Here is a 17177-nt window from a genome sequence, read left to right on the forward strand (position 1 = left end):
ATGGCCACGAAGCGCGCCAAGAAAACCGATGTGGATGTGGTGAGTGCCAGTTCAGCCGAATTGCGTAAGGCCGTCGAGGCGATCGCAATTCAGCCGAAAAGCGGCAAGATCACTCTCCTTACCCGCAAGCTGTTCAACGTCCTGCTCGCCGTCGCGCAGCAGGCCGACGACTCGGGCGACACCTACCGCGCGCTGCTGTCGGATATCGTCGCCAATTCCGCCTTCGATTCGAACGACACCGCACTGGTGAAGGAACACCTGCGCCGCATGGTGTCGGTCCAGGTCGAATGGAGCACGGGGACGTCGAGCCAGAAGCCGGGCCGCAAGTGGGGAATCTCGACGCTGATCGCCGATGCCGAAATTCTCGAGGATCCGGCCACCCGCCGCGTGTGGGTCGAATTCTCGTTCGCTCCGAAGATCAAGAAGAAGCTGCTCGACCCGGTCCAGTACGCGCGTCTGAGCCTGCAGTTCCAGAGCCAGCTGCGCAGCAGCGCCGGTCTCGCGCTCTACGAGATCTGCGTGCGCTACCTGACGAACCCGAGCCACCTGACGATGCGCGAGCCGTGGGAATGGTGGCGGCCGATCCTGTCGGGTACCCCCGATACGGAGGCCGGTGACGAGGCGAAGCGTGAGTACAAGTACTTCAAGCGCGACTATCTGCGTCCGGCGATCGCCGAGGTCAATGCGGTCACCAACATCTTCGTCGAGCTGATCGAGCATCGTGAAGGGCGGCGGGTGGCGGAGATCCAGTTCCGCGTGACCGAGCGCAAGCAGCCGATGCTCGCGCTCGACGAGCATCCGAACGTGTTCGACAGCACGCTGGTCGACCGGATGGTGAAGCTCGGGATTCCGCTCAAGGAAGCGCAGACGCTCTACGCGGACAGCGAGGAAAACCGGATTCGCGCCGCGCTGCAGATGACCGAACAGCGGATGCGCAGCACGACGCTGCCGCCGGTGCGCAGTGCGCCCGCGTTGTTCAAGGATGCGCTGAAGAAGGGTTATGCGCCGCCGGTCGAATCCGTCGACACGCTGCCGTCCGGCATGCCCGCCGCGAAGGCCGTCGCGGCGCAGCCGGATGATCTGAAGGCGCGGCTGCTGAGCGAATTCTCGGCGTTCCGCCGCAAGGAAGCGAAGGTGCTGTACGAGGAGCAGGGCGACGCGGAGCGCGAAGTGGCGCGCGAGTCGTTCGAGTCGGAAGTGTTGCCGACGATGGGCTCGCACCTGCGCGACGACTGGCGCAAGCGCGGCCTCGATTCGAAGCTCGCAGAGACGGCATTTTTCGACTGGCTGGCCCAGAAGACCTGGGGCGAGCCGACCGACGGCGACCTGCTGTCGTTCACTCTGAATCAATCGCGGGCCGCCTGAGGCCCGTTCAGGCCCTCTGACGGGCCGCCGCCGGCCGCCCGCCCAACCTCGGTGGGCCCGGCGCATCGCCAGGCCCTGCCGGCCGTTTCCGTCACTCCGACAACAGCATCCGCTCGAGCTGCTCGAGGATCGCGTCGCGCTTGTCCTTCGGGAGGCCGCGCAGGCGCAGTTCGATGCGATCTTCGCCATACGACTTCAGGTCGCCCACCGACTTGCCGCCAAGCTTGATCTCGAGACGCTGCGCATAGCGCTGGCGGCCCGCCGGCTTCGGCGTCTCCTGCGCCGCGACGCGGCCCTTGACGATGTCCGATACCTGGCGCGTGCTGAGATCGTCGGAGACGATCTTGTTGATCAGCCGCAGCGTCGCCTCGGTGCCGCGCGCATTGTGATAACGGCCGACCTGATACGCCATGTTCGAACCGAAGCGATCGGGGCGCGCGACCATCTCCTGCATCACGGTTTCCGGCAGTTTGCCGATCGACAGCGCAACCGCGACCGTCGACTCGTCGAGGCCGAGATGCTCGGACAGTTCCTTCTGACTCTGGAAGTGCTTGTCGTCGAGGAAGCGGCGCCACACGACGGCGTTGTCGAACACCGTCTGCGAATCGCGTTGCACGTTCAGGTCGTAGCCGAGCTTGTAGCTCTGGATCCCGATCGGCACGTCGATCACGATCGCCTTCACCGACTCCTTGTTCGCTTCCTTCAGCGCGCGCACGCGACGGCCGCCGTCGCTGACGAAATACGTACCCGGATTGTCGTAGTCCGGAATCACGTGGATCGCCTGCTGCTGCCCCTGCTTCGCGAGGTTGACCGCGAGCTCGGCAATCGACGACTTCAGATAGAAGTGCCGCGGGTTGAACGGGCTATGTTTGATTGCCTTCAGCGGCAGTTCGATCACCTGGCCGGGCGCATAGCGATTCTCGAGGCGCCACGCGCGATATTGCGGCGATTCGTCGACCGACGGATCGAGCAGGACTTCCATAGCCGGCGGCGGCGTGATGTCCTTCTTGGCGGACTTCGTCGGGGCCGGCGTGGCCGTGTCGGACTTGACGATGCCGTCGATGGCATTGAGCCGATCAAGCGCCGTGCGCTTCTCGCTCGTCGTGATATCCGGGCGCGCTTGGAATCCTTTTGCAAATTGGGAGGGCTTCATGTGACTCCTTTATGCGCATAAAGTCAGGGCAGCATGGCGACGATTTCGTCGGCACATGCGCGGATTTCCGCGGCGGCCAGCTTGGCGCCGCGGTCGTTCATCTGCAGCACGGTCTGCCCGAGCGCCATCGCTTGCTTGTACGCTTCCCGGGTCGGGATTTGCGTCTTCAACAACGGGAAGCCGAGTTCCTCGAGCGCGCGCTTGAGTTCGCGGGTCAGCATGCGCTTCTCTTCGGTCTTGTTCAGCAGGAAGACGGCACGGAGGTCTTCGTTCATCACCTGCGCCTGCTGGATCAGCTTGACCAGCCCGACGCTCGACCAGTAGTCGGCCGGCGACGACGAAGTCGGAATCACGGCGATTGATGCGGCCAGGAGCACGACGCCGGAGACCTTCTCGGTGATCGACGGCGGGCAATCGACGACGATGATGTCGTAGTCGTTGATGAACTTCTTGATCTCGCGATGGATTTGGCCGCCGGCTTCAGCGAGGTTGACGACCGGGAAAGGAATGCCGGCGTCGCTGTCACCCGATGCGCTCGACCAGTGAATCAGTGTGTTTTGACCGTCGGCGTCGATGACGAGGACACGCTTCCCTTTCTCATGGAATGCCGCGCCGAGATGCATGGCAATCGTGCTTTTGCCGACGCCACCTTTTTGTTGAGTGACTGCAATGATTTCCGCGGCCAATTTTCACTCCTGTTTTTGGTCGTTGGAATTCTACAGGACGATATTTATATTTCAATGAAATTGTCGTTCACAAACTACGCATTGGCCATTCGGGCTATCGGTTTATGCGCATCAACGAAGGAGGGACGCCGGATGGCGGCAATGGTTAGAGGCGAGATTGCCGGCGTCGATGATGAGTGGTGGAGCAAGCTTCACGCAGGTCCACGTCTCGGCAGCGCGTTCGAGATGCTGTGTTGAGATGTATCAGGGCCTGCCCTTCCGCTTGTCGAGAGGGGGCGCAGCCGAGACGGCGGCGGAGTTTGTGCGCATAAACTTCTGCGCACCGGAGAGCATCTACGACTCGGGTCCTTGCTTTGAGCGCGAGCCCGAACAATCAACTATGCGTTGCTCAGGGCGACGGGATACGCGTCGTTTGGAGCAACACTGCATTGATTGCTCCCGGCCTTTATGCGCATAAACCATCGAGAGGATCTGCGACCATTCGTGGTCGCCCCGTCGGCTCGCAAGCGTAAAAGTCGCCCTACGACGATGCCCCGAACACCATCGCGTATCGCCTCGCTGATGAGTCGACGCCTAGATTTTCAGGAGCCGACTGCGATATCAGTCGACTGCCCCACCCCGGGGAGCGACGGCTTTATGCGCATAAACCGAGCGACAGATAAACCGGACAGCGGGTCCTCCGGGTCGTAGCCCGCGCACGCCATAGCGATACGTTGTGCAATTCCCCTGCGCCATTCGAGCGCGAAGACGACTCACGTATCGCTCCGCGCCATGCACTTTATGCGCATAAACGCATCACGGGCATCACGGGCTCCGCGGCACTACCGACGTGCTCCCCACGTCACCCGAGCATTCAATTTCCCGTTCCTCACGCGCGCCGGCACCGCATGAAAACGCCCCCAACCAGACTGGCTACAATACGGGCCTCTCCCATCCTGGCCTGAATGATGATCACGATCTATCACAACCCCCGCTGCTCGAAGTCCCGCGAGACGCTCGCGCTGGTCGAGGCGCTGAACACCACTGGCACGCCGGTGCATATCGTCGAGTATCTGAAGACGCCCCCCACGGTCGAGGAACTGGAAACGCTGCATCGTCAGCTTGGTTGCCCGGTGCGCGACATGCTTCGCGATGGCGAGGAGCCGTACAAGACGCTGGATTTGGCCCGAGAGAGTCTGACCGATGCGGAGGCCTACGAAGCGATTGCCGCGCATCCGATTCTGCTGCAACGTCCGATCGTCGTGTATCGAGGCAAGGCAGCCATCGGCCGGCCGCCCGAATCGGTGCGTGCGCTGTTCGAGTAATTGTTATTCGGCGTATTTTTCTTATTGCGTCAGTCCGGCGCGAGCGTGCCGGATTGATCGACTGAATTCTCGCGCAGTGGCTCGCAGTGACAACACCGAGCGCCGCGGATCGACTCGCCGCATTCATACATTGCCGCCGGCCTCACGCGCATCACCGGCACCGGCGCCACACTCGATGGACCGCGAGCGACCCGAGCGACCCGAGCGACCCGAGCGACCCGAGCGACCCGAGCGACCCGAGCGACCCGAGCGACCCGAGCGACCCGAGCGACCCGAGCGACCCGAGCGACCCGAGCGACCTCCCGCGTCAACCCATCAACGTCGACAAGAACAACCCCGCGGCCGCCGCAACGCGTGATCGCGAACGACACAGCCCCAGCCAACTCACCCCCGCCCGTCCCCCGCAGACGACCCATCCCGATCCTCGCCGACCCCATCTCCCACCCCCCGCCCCGCCGCCGCCTGCGCTGCCGTCCGCAGCATCGCGATCTGCCCGCGATACGCGCGGCATCCGCTGCAGGCCGGCAGATGCACGCGCACCTGCAGACGCTCATGCAGCGTCAATGACCGGTCGAGCGCATCCGACAGCAGTCGCGTCACGTCCCTACATTTCCCCGGCAGCATCTTCGGTCGTCAGTCCTTTTTCGCTGAGGCAGGTGCGCAGGCGCGTGCGCGCCCGATACAGCAGCACGCTGCAATGGTTCGTCGTCAACGTCAGTTCGGTGCAGATGTCGTTGATCTCGACATCGAGGAACTCGCGCATCATGAACACGCGCCCGATGTGTTCCGGCAGGTGATCGAGACAGACCTGGAACAGCGTCCAGAACTGCTGTTGCTGCAATACCGTCTCGAGGCGCGGCCACGGGCGCGGCTTCGTATGCGCGGCCCAGTGGCCGTTTTCCTTGAACAGCTCGCGATCGAGCGCGGATTCGCCGTCGAGCTCCGCATCGAGCGCGGACAGGCTCACCGTCCGCTGCCGCGAGCGCAGGATGTCGATCAGCTTGTTGCGCAGGATCCCGAACACCCAGGTCTTGTGCGCGGACCGTCCCGCAAACTCGCCCGCGTGCGACCATGCGGCGGTCAGCGCTTCCTGCACGGCATCCTCGGCCGCATCGGCATCGCGCAGCTGGAGTCGCGCGAAGCGCAGCAGGTCGCGCCGCAGTTGCGTGAGATAAGGAGGATCGTCGTACGCGGACGGCATGGCGGGTCGGGAGCCTTACGAAGCGAAAGCAATCGCGTGCGCCACCGGGCGGGCGCGCTGCGAGCAGCTTACTGGGCGCGACGCCGCGCTGCAACGCATGTTCCGTCACGATTTGATGAAGCCGGCCGGCGCGCTGCGCTATGCTTGCCGGAACCTTGCGTCGCGGGGCGCGAAATCGCGATGCGGGCGGTTTGTAACATCAGACCATAACGGTCGAGTTATCCACAATTTCTGTGGAAAACCTTGTGGAAAGTCGGGCGGTCGGCCCCGTGGGACGGTTCGCGGGCTGGCTTGCCTATAAACAGACCTTTGTCGCCTGTTTCGAATCAATCGATCCGATTCCTCACTCACCGGAAGGAGAAAGCCATGTCCTATCGTGTTGCCGTCGTCGTCGGCAGTCTGCGTCGCGGTTCCTGGAATCGCGCGCTCGCGCACGCCGTGATCTCGCTCGCGCCCGCCGATTTCTCGTTCGAGTTCGTCGAGATCGGCGAGCTGCCGCTGTACAGCCAGGACTACGACGCGGATTTTCCGGACGTCGCGAAGCGCTTCAAGGAGTCGATCGAAGCGGCCGACGCGCTGCTATTCGTCACGCCCGAGTACAACCGCTCGATTCCGGGCGTGCTGAAGAATGCGATCGACTGGGGCTCGCGCCCGTGGGGGCACAACTCGTGGTCCGGCAAGCCGGGCGCCGTGCTCGGCACGTCGCCGGGTGCGACCGGCACCGCGCTCGCGCAGCAGCACCTGCGCAACGTGCTCGCGTATCTCGACGTGAAGACGCTCGCGCAGCCGGAAATGTTCATCAAGCACGACCCGGCGCGCATCGACGACCAGGGCCAGATCGTCAGCGAGGACACCCGCAAGTTCCTGCAGGGCTTCGTCGACCGCTACGTCGACTGGGTGCGCGTGCTGAAGTCCGCCTGATCGCCGTACCCTGCGCGCTGCCGGCGCCTGCCCGCGTGCCGCGGGTCAGGTGTCGGTGTGCCGCGCATCACGCGCTTCGCGGATGCCGAGCAGGATCTCGTCGAGCAGCGCGATGTCGAACGGCTTCGACAGCACGCGCACGTTGACGGTGCGCGTGCGGTCGAGTTCCTCCGCGTAACCCGTGACCAGGATCACGGGCAGCTTCCCCGGCCGCTTGTCGATCGCTTCGGCGAGATCGATGCCGTTCAGGCGGCCCGGCATGTGGATATCCGAGATGACCAGATCGAACGCGTCGTTCGCGGCCGCGCCCTCGATCAGGCGCAACGCGTCGTCGGCGGTGGGCGCATAGGTGACGCGGTGCCCGAGCAGCGTGAGGAGCGCTTCGGTGCCGGCAGCGACTTCGCTGTTGTCTTCGACGAGCAGCACGTGCAGGCCCGCGAGCGCGCTCGTGTCGTGCGCGACGGCCGGCGGCCGCGCGACGATGTCCTCGACGCGTGCGCGCGGCAGATAGAGGCGCACCGACGTGCCGGCGCCGACCGCGCTGTCGATCGTCGCCAGGCCGCCCGAGCGCTCGCAGAACGCGAACACCTGCGGCAGCCCGAGCCCCGTTCCCATCCCCTGCGCCTTCGTCGTGAACAGCGGCTCGAACGCGCGCGCGAGCACCTCGGGCGCCATGCCCGCGCCCGTATCGTCGAGCGAGATCTGCACGAAGTCGCCGGTCAGCGGAAAGCCGTCCTCGCGGCGCAGCGTCACGTTGCGCGCGCCGACCGTGAAGCGGCCGCCGATCGTCATCGCGTCGCGCGCGTTGACGGCGAGATTGATCACCGCGAGTTCGAGCTCGGCGACATCGACGCGGATCGGCCACACCCCGGGCTCGATCGCGACGACCAGCGACGACTTCGACCCGAGCGACGTCTTCAGCAGTTCGCGGCACGTGCCGACCCATTGACCGATGTCGATCGTCTCGTTGTGCAGCGGCTGCTTGCGCGCGACGCCGAGCAGCTGGCGCGTGAGCGACTGGCCGTTCTTCAGCGCGCGTTCGATCGCGCCGAGTTCCTTGTCGAGATGCTGGACGCCGCGCCGCCGCGCGATCTGCACGTTGCTCGAGATGATCATCAGCAGGTTGTTGAAATCGTGCGCGACGCTGCCGACCAGGTTGCCGAGCGCCTGCATCTTGCGCGACTGCCGGTACGCCGATTCGATCGAGCGCCGCATCGACGCCTCCGCCTGCCAGCGGTCCCACGCCTCCTCTTCCGCCTTCAGCCGCTTCAGCGACAGCCAGATCACCGACCATAGCGCGATCGACGGCGCGAACATCGAGATGACCAGCACGCTCAGGTGTTCGTACCATTCCCGCCGGATCGCCGACGTGCGGTACGCGCAGGTCACGTACACGGGATAGCTGCCGACCTGGCGGTACGCGACGATCTCGCTGGCGCCGTCGTGGCGCACGCGCACGATGCCCGCGCGCGGATCGTTGCGTTCGTTGCCGAACGTGGTCGTGAGATCGGTGTGCGCGAGCGACGGCGGCGGCGGATACGACGCGATGACCGCGCCGTCGGAGCGCGCGAGCGCCATCGTCATCGGCGTGGCCGCGCCGCCGAGGAGCTCGCGGTAGAACGAATTGAAGTACGACGATTTCAGCGCGATCGACACCATCCCGGCGAACGAACCGTCGCTATGACGGCGCGCGACGCCCGTATTGAACACGGGGATGTTCTCGAGCTTGAGCGGCCCCATCATCAGCCGCGAGATATGTTCGATGACCTTGCCGTCGCGAATGCCGGCGAAGTCGTCGCGGTTCGCGATCGACGCATAGGGCGCCGGATAGTAGAGGCTGTTCGCGAGCAACATGCCGCTCGCGCCGAAGATCGACACCGCGGCCACCTGCGGATAGCCGCCGCCGATCGTGTTCAGCGCTTCGTGGATGTCGGATTCCTGGCGGCGCACGCTGGCATCGTCCATGTCCTGCACGAGGTCGACGATGCGCGCATCGAGCGTCTCGGTCAGGTCGAACACCTTGAGCGCATGCTCCTCCGCGACGCGCACGGTGCGCATCGTCACGTCGCTCGCGGCGGCTTCGCGCGCCTTCAGGTCGTTGTACGCCATAACCGACACGTAGATGCACGGCAGCACGATCGCCGCGACCAGCAGCACGATCAGCGTCACGCGCCGGACCGCGAAATCGTGCTCGGGCGCGCCGGCCGAATAGCTGCCGCCATCCTGCCAGTCGTCGGCAGGCGTGGAGGCGGGCGGGCGGGAGTCGGCGGGACGTTCGGACGTCATTGAAGAGAGCGGGTCAAGCTGCGGTGTTCAATCATAAACGAGTTGCGCCCACCCGCCGTACCCGGCGCAGCGGGGCAACCTGGTGATTCCGACAGGGGTAAATCGAAAGTTTGAAAACGCTATGAATCCGGCAGCGCAAACGTACACAAAGAAAAATTTTGCGTGCTTATCTCGAAAATGATCGCAGCTGTTTTCGGAATGCCGGGTGATCGGATCGATTTTGTTCGAAATGGTGAATATGGCGAGTTGCACCGCCTCCGGTTTACTCAGAGAATCGCGCCTTGCTTTCCCTATGACAGATATATGCGCCCGCCGGCGTTTGCGGCGCGGTGTGTCGCGTGCATCGTGCCGCGGCGCCCGCGCGTGTCCGCACGGTGGCTGCCAGCGCTTGATTGCATGGCGCCTCAAGAAGCGCGCCGCGCGGTCGTTAACGCGAGAGAGACCATTCCGAATACCGCTTCGCTGCCATGCCTTTGCCGATCGTGATCGCCGACGACTCTTTGCTCGCTCGCAAACTTCTGACAAAGGCACTGCCCGGAGACTGGGACGTCGATGTCGCGTATGCGGCGAATGGTCGCGAGGCGCTGGCGCTCTATCGTGACGGCAAAGCTTCCGTGATGTTTCTGGACCTGACGATGCCTGACTTGAACGGCTATCAGGTGCTGGAGACACTGCGCCACGAAGATCTGAACACGTTCGTGATCGTGGTATCCGCCGATATTCAGCCGCAGGCGCAAGCACGCGTGCGCGAGTTGGGCGCGATCGCATTCGTTGCCAAGCCCGTGACGTCGGAGGCATTGCTGCCCATTCTCAAGGAGTATGGGTTGTATGCCTGAATCGGTGTTCACGGCGGAGCAACGCGACGCGTTGCAGGAGATCGCCAACCTCGCGATGGGGCGCGCCGCCGCACGGCTCGCGCTGCTGCTCGGACATTTCATCGAATTGTCGGTACCGCGCGTGCGCGTCGTGAAGGCCGCCGATGCGGGCGACGCGCTGCGCGAGATGACGGGCATCCGCGAAAACGTGACGGCCGTGCGCCAGGGCTTCCGTTCCGACATCAAGGGCGAGGCGATCGTGCTGTGCCGCAGCGCGGGTGTCGCGCGGCTCATGTCGCTGATGGACCGCACGTTCGGCGACGGCGTGTATGCCGGCATGGCGACGCAGGATGAGATCGTGTTCGATGTCGCGAACGTGCTGATGAGCGCGTGCGTGTCGTCGATCCTCGACGAACTCGGCCGCAAGCCTGTGTTCTTCCCGCCCGGGCTGCTCGGCGCGAACGTGTCGTTCGACGACGTGTTCCAGCCGAACGTGCTCGCATGGAGCGTCGCGTTGCTGCTCGAAGTGAATTTCGGACTCGAGGATCACGCGTTCCGCGCACATTTCGTGATGCTGATGGCCGAGGATTCGATCCGGCTGATGGGCGACTCGCTCGACGCGTTGCTGTCCGCGCTATGACCGCCACTATTACTACTACCCGCCCCACCACCACCGCCACCGCGGCGTCGCTGAGCGACCTCGTGATCGAACGGGTGGGCTTCGGCCTGTTCGTGCTCGACCGCTCGATGACCGTGCTGATGTGGAATCGCTTCATGCAGGACCACAGCGGCATCCCGGCTGCCGACGTGATCGGCCGCAACCTGTTCGACTGCTTTCCGGAGCTGCCGCGCGCGTGGCTCGAACGCAAGCTCGAGAGCGTGTTCCAGCTCGGCAGCTTCGCGTTCAGCTCGTGGGAGCAGCGGCCCTACCTGTTTCGCTTCGAGCACGACCGGCCGATCACCGGCGGCGTCGACTACATGCAGCAGGACTGCACGTTCATGCCGCTCACGCGCGGCCGCGAAGTCGAGGCCGTCTGCGTGACGATCTCGGACGTCACGCACGTGAGCGTGATGCAGCGCGAGCGCGAGGAAGCGGTCGCGAAGCTGCGCGAGCATGCGAACCGCGACGGCCTCACCGGCATCGCGAACCGGCGCTTCTTCGAGGCGCGGCTCGGCGACGAGTTCGCGCGCTGGCAACGCTACGGCGGCGACCTGTCGATGCTGCTGTTCGACCTCGATCACTTCAAGACGATCAACGACCGGTTCGGGCATGCGGCCGGCGATGCGGTATTGCGCGAGACGGCGCGCCGCGTCGCGTCGATCGTGCGCTCCCAGGATACGTTCGGCCGCTTCGGCGGCGAGGAATTCGCGCTGCTGCTGCCGTGCACGAATCTCGACGAGGCGATGCGGGTGGCCGACAAGGTGCGCGACGCGATCGGCAGCACGCCGGTCGACGCGGAAGGTGTCAGCGTGCCGGTGACGGCGAGCGTCGGCGGCGCGTGCGCGACGCCGGGCGTGGCGGCGCCCGACGTGCTCGTCAACGAGGCCGACACCGCGCTCTATCGCGCGAAGCGCCTCGGGCGCGACCGGTCGATCGCGTACGCGTGAGCGCTGCGTGACCGTTGCGGCGCCGTGCCGGCGCCGCGCGTCGTTCAGCTTTTCGCGATATCCACGAGCACGCCCGCCAGCACGGCCGGCTGCGACACGAACGGCGAATGGCTGCTGTCGAGCTGGTGCACGTGCGTCGGGTTGCCTGGCACGAACGCGTCGGCTTCGTCGATGAAGCGCTGCTGCAGCGCGGGCAGGATCACGCGATCCTCCAGGCACTTGATGTAGTGACGGTCGATCGCCCCCCAGCGCGCGGCGGTCGTCGGGATCGCGGTCGCGAACGGCGCGGCCGGCACGTCGCAGGTCATCAGGTTCGCCATCGCCTCGAAGTCGGCCTGCGCCGCGTCGTCGTACAGCGCGCGCTTCGCCATCGCGCGATACGCGGCATCGCCGCTGCGCGGATCGATCCGCAGCGCGCCGGCGACGCGCGGGCTCGCGAGCATCAGCGGCGCGAGCATTTCGCCCTTGTTCTCGGGCGCGCGCACGTAGTCGAGGCCCGGCACGCCCGACGCGGGCATGAACGCGGCGAGATACACGATCTTCGCGATCTTCTCCGGCGCGCGTTCCGCCGCGGCCGTGATCGCGAGGCCGCCCATGCTGTGGCCGACCAGCACGACCTTGCCGCGGCCGAGCGCGTACGCGTCGTCGACGGCCTCCATCACCTGCGTCGCGTAATCGTCGAGCGTGGTATTCGCGACCGGCGACGGCTCGGCGCCGAAAGCGTCCTTGTCGAGCGGCCGTTCGAGATACGATGCGGGAAAGCGGGCGTTGATGCCGTGTGCGGGCAGGTCGCGCGCGATCGACAGGTAGCCGCGCTCGGCCAGCGCGGCCGCGACGTGCGCATAGCACCACGCACCGTGCCACGCGCCGTGCACCAGCACGAAAACGGGATGGTCGGATGGTGCGGCGGCGGTTACGTTCGTCTCCATGGTGTCCGTTTTTTTCGAGAAAGATGTTCATCTTAGACGAAGGCGCGTGGCCGAAACCGCGCGCGTTCAAGCCGGCACACGCGGGCCGACTGTGCGCATACCCGCACCGGTTGCCGCAACGAAGGCCTTTTGTCTCGTACAGGCCACATTTTGTCCCGATCTGATTTGATTTTGCGCCGAAGCGCGCTAATTTGACACTTTGCTTCCGATGGCGCCCCATGAACGTCGACTACCTTTTCTACCGGCGGCCTGACAAGCCCGGCCCCTATTCCCTCGACGACCTGGGCGAGATCGCGCCGCCGATTGGCCCGAGCGACGCGGTGCGCGCGGGAATCGCCCGCGTGTTCGACCAGCTCGACTGGCACGAGTCGCCCGACGTCCCGGGCGCGTGGTTCGGCACCGGCGGCGCGTCGTTCCAGTTCACGGCTGAGCCCGACGGCTGCGTGACGAGCTTCATGGGCTCGCGGCTCGAACGGCGCTCGGTGCTGCAGCTGACCCGTGAAATGGGGCTCATCGCGCTCGATCTGCAGCGGGACATCGTCTACGGCTGACGCACCGCGCGACGCCATTCCCCGCCAGGGCCGGCCGCACCGGCTCCCGCCAGTCTTGGCGCGGCCCGCCGGGCGCGGCACGGGGCCGCCATCGAACTTCAAAGATTGCTATACTTTCGCCCAATTCCGGCTTCCGGCCGGTAATTTGTGCCTGTCTGCGTCGATCGTTCGCATATCTCGCACGCATTTGACGCCCTGACCAACCCAGCCGGGCATGGCTTCTTCAATCGCCCCGCGTGGGCGTCTCCGTGGAGCTCGTCTTGGCCGTTTCCAATCTCGTCGTGGACGAACAAGAAACCGACGCCGCTGCCGTCACATCGGGCAGTTCTTTCTATTTGGCGATGCGCATCCTGCCAGCGGTGCAGCGCGACGCGATGTTCCAGGTCTACGCGTTCTGCCGCGCGGTCGACGACATCGCCGACAGCGACCTGCCGCGCGCCGAGCGCAATGCGGGCCTCGATCGCTGGCGCGCGGACATCGACGCGTGCTTCGCCGGCCAGCCGCCGCGCCATCTGGTCGCGCTCGAGCGCGAGATTCGCGCGTTCGACCTGAAGCGCGAGGATTTCCACGCGATGATCGACGGAATGGCGATGGACGCCGCCGAGGACATCTGCGCGCCGGACGAGCCGACGCTCGAGCTGTTCTGCGATCGCGTGGCGAGCGCGGCCGGCCGTCTGTCGGTGAGGATTTTCGGGATCCCGGAAGCGCAAGGCATCGCGCTGTCGCACCACCTCGGTCGCGCATTGCAGCTGACGAACATCCTGCGCGACATCGACGACGACGCGGCGATCAACCGCTGCTACCTGCCGCGCGAGCTGCTCGCGCGCGAAGGCATCGCGATTACCGATCCGGCGACGATCGTGCGCGACCCGGCGCTGCCGCGCGTCTGCGCGACGCTCGTCGAGCGCGCGCTCGAGCATTTCCGCGCGGCGGACGCCGTGATGGATACCTGCACGCGTGCGCAGGTGAAAGCGCCGCGCATCATGTCGGGCGCGTATCGCTGCATTCTGGAGGCCGCGATCGCGCGCGGCTTCGCCGCGCCGCGCGCGCCGCTGCGCAAGCCGAAGGCGCGCATGCTGATGATCGCCGCGCGTTACGCGCTGTTCTGAGCGATGCCCAGAACCGTCCACGTGATCGGTGCAGGACTCGCGGGCCTGTCGGCCGCCGTCGAGCTGCAACGTCGCGGGCGGCGCATCGTGCTGCACGACGCGCATGCGCACGCGGGCGGCCGCTGCCGCTCGTGGTTCGACGGGACGCTGAACACGACGCTCGACAGCGGGCTGCATCAGGTGTTCGCGGGGCAGCCGGCGACGCAGCGCTACCTGCGTGCGATCGGCGCGGCCGATCAGCTGACGGGGCCCGCGCTGGCTGAATGTCCGGTGGCCGACGTCGCGTCGCAGCAGCGCTGGACGCTGCGCTTCGGCAACGGGCGTTGGCCGTCGTGGCTGTTCGACCCCGCATCGCGCGCGCCGGGCACCACGCCGCTCGACTACCTCGCGCTGGCCTCGCTCGCGTTCGCGCGCACCGGCCGCTCGCTCGCACAGACGATGCGATGTGACGGCGTGCTGTGGGATCGTTGGCTGCGCCCCTATTTCCTCGGGGTGCTGAACGTCGAGCCGCGCCACGCGAGCGCCGAGCTCGCGCGCGCGGTGCTGTGCGGCACGTTCGCCTCGGGCGGCCCAGGCTGCCGGCCGCTCGTCGCGCGCCACGGTCTCGGCAGCGCCTTCGTCGAACCGGCGCTGCGGATGCTGCAGCACGGCGGCGCGCAGATCCGGCTGAACTCGCGGCTCGACGCGTTCGAATTCGGCGCGCACGGCAATGCGGTCGATGCGGTCACGGTCGGCGGCGAGCGCGTGGATCTCGCGCCGGGCGACGCGGTCGTGCTCGCCGTGCCGCCCGAGGTCGCGCAGCCGCTCGTCCCGGATCTCACCGCGCCCGACACGTTCAGCGCGGTCGTGACCGCATACTTCGCGGTCGACGCACCGGCCGGCGGCACGCCGCAGACGACCGTCGTCAACGGCGTCGTCGACGCGGTGCGCGCCAGCGGCGGCATGCTCGCGGCGACGATCCGCGACGCGGGCCGCTGGCTCGACATGCCGCGCGACGCGCTTGCGCGGCGCATCTGGGAAGACGTTGCGCGCGTGAGCGGCGCGAACCCGGAAACGATTCCCGCGTGGCAGCTCGTCGTCGAGCCGCGCGCAGGCTTTGCGGCGGTGCCGTCGCAGGAAATGAAACGTCCGGCCGCGCGTACGCGCTGGACCAATCTCGTGCTGGCGGGCGACTGGATTGCCACCGGCTTGCCCGCCACGATCGAGGGCGCGATCCGTTCCGGCCAACTGGCCGCGGACGTGCTCCAGACACAGTAAGTAACAGAGGGACCGATGAACGATCTCACCGAAATGGCTACCCTGTCCGCCGGCACCGTGCCGGCCGGGCTCGACGCCGCCGTCGCCAGCGCGACCGACGCGCTGCTGGCCGCACAGAACGCGGACGGCCACTGGGTCTACGAACTCGAGGCCGACTCGACGATTCCCGCCGAATACGTGCTGCTCGTCCACTATCTCGGCGAGACGCCGAACCTCGAGCTCGAACAGAAGATCGGCCGCTATCTGCGCCGCGTCCAGCAGGCCGATGGCGGCTGGCCGCTGTTCACCGACGGCGCGCCGAACATCAGCGCGAGCGTGAAGGCTTATTTCGCGCTGAAGGTGATCGGCGACGACGAGAACGCCGAGCACATGCAGCGCGCGCGCCGTGCGATCCACGCGATGGGCGGCGCCGAGATGTCGAACGTGTTCACGCGGATCCAGCTCGCGCTGTACGGTGCGATTCCGTGGCGCGCGGTGCCGATGATGCCGGTCGAGATCATGCTGCTGCCGCAGTGGTTCCCGTTCCACCTGTCGAAGGTGTCGTACTGGGCGCGTACCGTGATCGTGCCGCTGCTGGTGCTGAACGCGAAGCGTCCGATCGCGAAGAACCCGCGCGGCGTGCGCATCGACGAGCTGTTCGTCGACCCGCCCGTCAACGCCGGGCTGCTGCCGCGCCAGGGCCACCAGAGCCCCGGCTGGTTCGCGTTCTTCCGCGTGGTCGACCATGCGCTGCGCGCGGCCGACGGCCTGTTCCCGAATTACACGCGCGAACGCGCGATCCGTCAGGCCGTGTCGTTCGTCGACGAGCGCCTGAACGGCGAGGACGGCCTCGGCGCGATCTATCCGGCGATGGCCAACGCGGTGATGATGTACGACGTGCTCGGCTATGCGGAAGATCATCCGAACCGCGCGATCGCGCGCAAGTCGATCGAGAAGCTGCTCGTCGTGCACGGGGACGAAGCGTATTGCCAGCCGTGCCTGTCGCCGGTGTGGGACACGTCGCTCGCCGCGCATGCGCTGCTCGAGACCGGCGACGCGCGCGCCGAGGAGGCCGTGATCCGCGGCCTCGAATGGCTGCGCCCGCTGCAGATCCTCGACGTGCGCGGCGACTGGATCTCGCGCCGCCCGCACGTGCGACCCGGCGGCTGGGCGTTCCAGTACGCGAACCCGCACTACCCGGACGTCGACGATACGGCGGTGGTCGCGGTGGCGATGGATCGCGTGCAGAAACTCAAGCACGACGACGCGTTTCGCGATTCGATCGCGCGTGCGCGCGAGTGGGTCGTCGGGATGCAGAGCAGCGACGGCGGCTGGGGCGCGTTCGAACCGGAAAACACGCAGTACTACCTGAACAACATCCCGTTCTCGGATCACGGCGCGCTGCTCGATCCGCCGACGGCCGACGTGTCGGGCCGCTGCCTGTCGATGCTGGCGCAGCTCGGCGAGACGCCGCTGAACAGCGAGCCGGCGCGCCGCGCGCTCGACTACATGCTGAAGGAGCAGGAGCCGGACGGCAGCTGGTACGGCCGGTGGGGGATGAACTACGTGTACGGCACGTGGACGGCCCTGTGCGCGTTGAACGCCGCGGGCCTGACGCCGGACGATCCGCGCGTGAAGCGCGGCGCGCAGTGGCTGCTGTCGATCCAGAACAAGGACGGCGGCTGGGGCGAGGACGGCGACAGCTACAAGCTGAACTATCGTGGTTTCGAGCAGGCGCCGAGCACCGCGTCGCAAACGGCCTGGGCGCTGCTCGGCCTGATGGCGGCCGGCGAGGTGAACAATCCGGCCGTCGCGCGCGGCGTCGAGTACCTGATCGCCGAGCAGAAGGAACACGGGCTGTGGGACGAGACGCGCTTCACGGCGACGGGCTTCCCGCGCGTGTTCTATCTGCGCTACCACGGCTATCGCAAGTTCTTCCCGCTGTGGGCGCTCGCGCGCTATCGCAACCTGAAGCGCAACAACGCCACGCGCGTGACGTTCGGGCTGTAACGC

At 66.3% G+C, this 17177-nt stretch carries 15 protein-coding genes and 1 pseudogene; 10 read left to right on the plus strand and 6 right to left on the minus strand.

Features of this window, described 5'->3' with window-relative positions:
• Positions 1 to 43 precede the first annotated feature (43 nt).
• Positions 44 to 1362, plus strand: a pseudogene (locus tag FFI87_RS16810) (replication initiation protein); the annotation flags it as partial.
• Between the two features lie 94 nt (positions 1363 to 1456).
• Here FFI87_RS16810 and FFI87_RS16815 read toward each other — a convergent pair.
• Together FFI87_RS16815 and parA are read right to left on the minus strand one after the other, a co-directional pair.
• Positions 1457 to 2518 (minus strand): ParB/RepB/Spo0J family partition protein, encoded by a 1062-nt coding sequence (locus tag FFI87_RS16815; RefSeq protein ID WP_012365030.1) that lies wholly within the window; start codon positions 2516 to 2518, stop codon positions 1457 to 1459.
• A gap of 23 nt (positions 2519 to 2541) precedes the next feature.
• Positions 2542 to 3204, minus strand: coding sequence for a ParA family partition ATPase (parA, locus tag FFI87_RS16820; RefSeq protein WP_006751663.1), 663 nt, complete (start codon positions 3202 to 3204; stop codon positions 2542 to 2544).
• A gap of 947 nt (positions 3205 to 4151) precedes the next feature.
• On the opposite strand from parA, the gene arsC reads away from it, so the two are divergent.
• Positions 4152 to 4508 (plus strand): arsenate reductase (glutaredoxin), encoded by a 357-nt coding sequence (gene arsC, locus FFI87_RS16825; RefSeq protein ID WP_041490116.1) that lies wholly within the window; start codon positions 4152 to 4154, stop codon positions 4506 to 4508.
• A 384-nt stretch (positions 4509 to 4892) separates the two neighbouring features.
• On the opposite strand, the gene FFI87_RS16830 is transcribed toward arsC, so the two are convergent.
• Both FFI87_RS16830 and FFI87_RS16835 read right to left on the minus strand, forming a co-directional pair.
• Positions 4893 to 5132, minus strand: a complete 240-nt coding sequence (locus tag FFI87_RS16830) for a zf-HC2 domain-containing protein (protein ID WP_012367161.1) — start codon at positions 5130 to 5132, stop codon at positions 4893 to 4895.
• Positions 5113 to 5709 carry an RNA polymerase factor sigma-70 gene (locus tag FFI87_RS16835; protein WP_138849765.1) on the minus strand — a complete coding sequence of 199 codons (597 nt, stop codon included), beginning with the start codon at positions 5707 to 5709 and terminating at the stop codon, positions 5113 to 5115. The genes FFI87_RS16830 and FFI87_RS16835 overlap by 20 nt, the downstream gene beginning before the upstream one ends.
• A 366-nt stretch (positions 5710 to 6075) precedes the next feature.
• Here FFI87_RS16835 and FFI87_RS16840 point away from each other — a divergent pair, with 366 nt between their 5' ends.
• Positions 6076 to 6630, plus strand: coding sequence for an NADPH-dependent FMN reductase (locus FFI87_RS16840; RefSeq protein ID WP_012367159.1), 555 nt, complete (start codon positions 6076 to 6078; stop codon positions 6628 to 6630).
• A 45-nt stretch (positions 6631 to 6675) separates the two neighbouring features.
• On the opposite strand, the gene FFI87_RS16845 is transcribed toward FFI87_RS16840, so the two are convergent.
• Entirely contained in the window at positions 6676 to 8916 is a 2241-nt protein-coding gene (locus tag FFI87_RS16845) for a hybrid sensor histidine kinase/response regulator (RefSeq protein WP_138849764.1), read from the minus strand.
• 467 nt (positions 8917 to 9383) lie between these two features.
• Between FFI87_RS16845 and FFI87_RS16855 the strand changes: the two genes are divergently transcribed.
• The 3 genes from FFI87_RS16855 to FFI87_RS16865 are packed head-to-tail and all read left to right on the plus strand — an operon-like array spanning position 9384 to position 11339.
• Complete coding sequence (locus tag FFI87_RS16855; protein WP_006751668.1) at positions 9384 to 9752, plus strand: response regulator; 369 nt, start codon at positions 9384 to 9386, stop codon at positions 9750 to 9752.
• Positions 9745 to 10371, plus strand: a complete 627-nt coding sequence (locus FFI87_RS16860) for a chemotaxis protein CheC (RefSeq protein WP_012367157.1) — start codon at positions 9745 to 9747, stop codon at positions 10369 to 10371. Before FFI87_RS16855 ends, FFI87_RS16860 begins: the two co-directional genes overlap by 8 nt.
• On the plus strand, positions 10368 to 11339 hold the full coding sequence (locus FFI87_RS16865) for a GGDEF domain-containing protein (RefSeq protein WP_138849762.1): 972 nt from the start codon (positions 10368 to 10370) through the stop codon (positions 11337 to 11339). The genes FFI87_RS16860 and FFI87_RS16865 overlap by 4 nt, the downstream gene beginning before the upstream one ends.
• A 44-nt stretch (positions 11340 to 11383) precedes the next feature.
• On the opposite strand, the gene FFI87_RS16870 is transcribed toward FFI87_RS16865, so the two are convergent.
• The gene (locus FFI87_RS16870; RefSeq protein ID WP_012367155.1) at positions 11384 to 12268 is read right to left on the minus strand and encodes an alpha/beta fold hydrolase; all 885 of its coding nucleotides are present in this window, start codon (positions 12266 to 12268) and stop codon (positions 11384 to 11386) included.
• A gap of 218 nt (positions 12269 to 12486) precedes the next feature.
• Here FFI87_RS16870 and FFI87_RS16875 point away from each other — a divergent pair, with 218 nt between their 5' ends.
• The 4 genes from FFI87_RS16875 (at position 12487) to shc (ending at position 17174) form a co-directional block, all read left to right on the plus strand.
• Positions 12487 to 12819, plus strand: coding sequence for a hypothetical protein (locus tag FFI87_RS16875; protein WP_012367154.1), 333 nt, complete (start codon positions 12487 to 12489; stop codon positions 12817 to 12819).
• Between the two features lie 260 nt (positions 12820 to 13079).
• Positions 13080 to 13928, plus strand: a complete 849-nt coding sequence (hpnD, locus tag FFI87_RS16880) for a presqualene diphosphate synthase HpnD (RefSeq protein WP_138849761.1) — start codon at positions 13080 to 13082, stop codon at positions 13926 to 13928.
• Positions 13929 to 13931: 3 nt separating this feature from the next.
• A complete protein-coding gene (gene hpnE / locus FFI87_RS16885; protein ID WP_138849760.1) occupies positions 13932 to 15185 on the plus strand; it encodes a hydroxysqualene dehydroxylase HpnE in 1254 nt (417 codons plus the stop codon).
• 15 nt (positions 15186 to 15200) lie between these two features.
• Entirely contained in the window at positions 15201 to 17174 is a 1974-nt protein-coding gene (gene shc, locus FFI87_RS16890; protein ID WP_138849759.1) for a squalene--hopene cyclase, read from the plus strand.
• The last annotated feature ends 3 nt before the right edge of the window (positions 17175 to 17177 follow it).

The organism is Burkholderia sp. KBS0801 (assembly GCF_005937855.2).
Classification (GTDB): domain Bacteria; phylum Pseudomonadota; class Gammaproteobacteria; order Burkholderiales; family Burkholderiaceae; genus Burkholderia; species Burkholderia ambifaria.

What these genes read in the sequence shown, in the direction of transcription:
- FFI87_RS16815 (WP_012365030.1), bottom strand. Translation starts at nt 2,518, where the DNA reads ATGAAGCCCTCCCAATTTGCAAAAGGATTCCAAGCGCGCCCGGATATC.
- arsC (WP_041490116.1), top strand. Translation starts at nt 4,152, where the DNA reads ATGATCACGATCTATCACAACCCCCGCTGCTCGAAGTCCCGCGAGACG.
- FFI87_RS16830 (WP_012367161.1), bottom strand. Translation starts at nt 5,132, where the DNA reads ATGCTGCCGGGGAAATGTAGGGACGTGACGCGACTGCTGTCGGATGCG.
- FFI87_RS16835 (WP_138849765.1), bottom strand. Translation starts at nt 5,709, where the DNA reads ATGCCGTCCGCGTACGACGATCCTCCTTATCTCACGCAACTGCGGCGC.
- FFI87_RS16840 (WP_012367159.1), top strand. Translation starts at nt 6,076, where the DNA reads ATGTCCTATCGTGTTGCCGTCGTCGTCGGCAGTCTGCGTCGCGGTTCC.
- FFI87_RS16845 (WP_138849764.1), bottom strand. Translation starts at nt 8,916, where the DNA reads ATGACGTCCGAACGTCCCGCCGACTCCCGCCCGCCCGCCTCCACGCCT.
- FFI87_RS16855 (WP_006751668.1), top strand. Translation starts at nt 9,384, where the DNA reads ATGCCTTTGCCGATCGTGATCGCCGACGACTCTTTGCTCGCTCGCAAA.
- FFI87_RS16860 (WP_012367157.1), top strand. Translation starts at nt 9,745, where the DNA reads ATGCCTGAATCGGTGTTCACGGCGGAGCAACGCGACGCGTTGCAGGAG.
- FFI87_RS16865 (WP_138849762.1), top strand. Translation starts at nt 10,368, where the DNA reads ATGACCGCCACTATTACTACTACCCGCCCCACCACCACCGCCACCGCG.
- FFI87_RS16870 (WP_012367155.1), bottom strand. Translation starts at nt 12,268, where the DNA reads ATGGAGACGAACGTAACCGCCGCCGCACCATCCGACCATCCCGTTTTC.
- FFI87_RS16875 (WP_012367154.1), top strand. Translation starts at nt 12,487, where the DNA reads ATGAACGTCGACTACCTTTTCTACCGGCGGCCTGACAAGCCCGGCCCC.
- hpnE (WP_138849760.1), top strand. Translation starts at nt 13,932, where the DNA reads ATGCCCAGAACCGTCCACGTGATCGGTGCAGGACTCGCGGGCCTGTCG.
- shc (WP_138849759.1), top strand. Translation starts at nt 15,201, where the DNA reads ATGAACGATCTCACCGAAATGGCTACCCTGTCCGCCGGCACCGTGCCG.